Source organism: Leucobacter sp. M11 (assembly GCF_035726885.1).
Lineage (GTDB): Bacteria > Actinomycetota > Actinomycetes > Actinomycetales > Microbacteriaceae > JAPFRB01.
The window spans coordinates 52,751-54,710 of the sequence record NZ_JAPFRB010000007.1 but is presented as its reverse complement, the minus strand read 5'-3'; the positions used below and the strand labels follow the sequence as shown (position 1 = coordinate 54,710).

Sequence of the window (1,960 nt, the reverse complement as noted above, 5' to 3'; positions counted from 1 at the left end):
ATGCCCACGTAGAGATCGCCGGGCTGCACGTCCCGGGAGTCCAGGGTCACCCCGGTCGCGGCGACCCCGGCGAGCTCGCCCACCGCCCCGAGGTCCAAACGCTCGGCCAGCTCCGCCAGGGAAAACGGGGTTGGCCGCGTGGGGCGGATGCTCAGCGAGTCTGCTTGGGTCACGGATATCTCTCTGCTTGGGTCTGCGTCGGTGCCTTGTGGGAGGACGCGAACACTACTCGGTCATGGTCTTCAGTGGCTCATAGGTCCCGGTCGAGGGGGGAATGCGGAACTCCTTGATGGTCGCAGCGGCCGCCTCGCGGAAGCCACCCAGCGCCGCAAGGGCGCCGTCACCCCCCTGAGGGTGCGCAATCGAGACTACCGCGACATAGCGAGGATCTTCTGCGGGGAAGATGCCCGCGAAGCTGTGCACGTAGGTTTCCCGATACCCGCCCTGGCCGTCGGATTGCTCCGCGGTTCCGGTTTTCCCGGCGATTCGGTAGCCGGGGATCCCGACGAACTCCTTCAGGTTGCTCTCCTGGACGACGGCCTCGAGCATGTGCATCGTCGTCTTCGCGGTCTCCGGCTTGAGCACCGTGACGTCGTCGCCCCCGTCGTGCGGGGTCACCGTGCCGTCCTCCGCGGTGCAACCGCTCACGAGGGTCGGCGGCACGCGGACGCCGCCGTTGGCAATCGCCTGGAACACGCCAGCGGTCTGCACGATGGTGGAGGACAGGCCCTGACCGAACATCGTCGCGTACTGGGTCTGCACGTCCCAGTCCTCGGGAGCGGCGAGCATGCCGGAGTCCTCGTAGGGCATCCCGCTCTGCGTGGCCTGCCCGATGCCGAACTTGGTCAGGTACTCGTAGCGCTGCTCGTTGCTGAGCTGCTGGCCGAGCAGCGAGATCCCGACGTTCGATGACTGCACGAGGATCCCCGTGAGCGTGAAGGGCAGCTCCCCGTGCTGAAAGGCGTCGCCGAAGCGGGCGCCGTCGGGCATCACGATGTAGTCGGGCGCGCGCTGGGGCGTGTCCGGGCTGGCCGTGCCCGTGTCGAGCAGGGCCGCGGTCGTGATCGTCTTGAAGGTCGAGCCGGGCTCGTAGGGCCAGGTGAAGGAGCGAGCCTCGCGGCGGTTCGCCTCGGTGCCGTCAACGTTGTTGGGGTCGACGGAGCCATCCTCAGCGACGGCCACCAGCTCCCCCGTTTTGACGTCCATGACGACGGCGAGTCCCCACTCGGCCCCCACGTCGGCGGTCTTGCGGTTCACGGTCTGCTGGAGTTGCCACTGCAGGTCCCGGCTGATCGTCGTGTTGACCGTGCCGCCGTTCTCGGTGGCCTGCATCACCACGGTGCTGTTGGGCAGCGCGACGCCGTCGGCCCCTCGCTCGTAGGTCTCGACCCCGTCGACCCCGGTGAGGCAGGTGTTCTGGGACATCTCGAGCCCCGCCTGGGGCTCGTTCTCGTTGCCAACGAAGCCGATCAGGCTGCCCCCGACCGCGCCGTTCGGGTACACCCGGCTCGGGTTCTGGTCAAAGGTCAGCCAGTGGATACCGAGCGACTTCAGCTCGTTGAGCGCCGCCAGGTCCACGGAGCGCTTGACGTAGGCGAAGTCGGACTTCGGGTCGACCTTGAGGGCATCCGAGACGATCGTCTGGATCTCCTCGGCGCTCTGCCCCGTGACCGAAGCGATTTCCGCGAAGGCCTGCTCCGGCGACACCTCGACCGTGCCTTTCCCGTCGGGGGCCGCACGGTAGAAGGCTTTCACGTTCTTCGGGGAGAGCTGCACGTCGTAGCGCTGGTCGGTGCTCGCGAGCACGTTCCCGGAACGGTCGACGATGTCGCCGCGCACCGCGGGCATCGTGACGGGCACGGAGCGCTTGTCCTTCGAGTCCTCGTTCAGCTGCGGGGCACGCACGACCTGAATGTCGAACAGGCGCAGGCCGAACACCGCCACGAGCCCGAGCATGACC

1 protein-coding gene is annotated in these 1,960 nt (G+C 67.8%); it reads right to left on the bottom strand.

The genetic code is table 11. The features are described 5' to 3' along the window. Nucleotides 1–225: 225 nt before the first annotated feature. On the bottom strand, nucleotides 226–1,960 hold a 1,735-nt coding region (locus OOT08_RS18160), incomplete at its 5' end, for a peptidoglycan D,D-transpeptidase FtsI family protein (protein ID WP_325094288.1).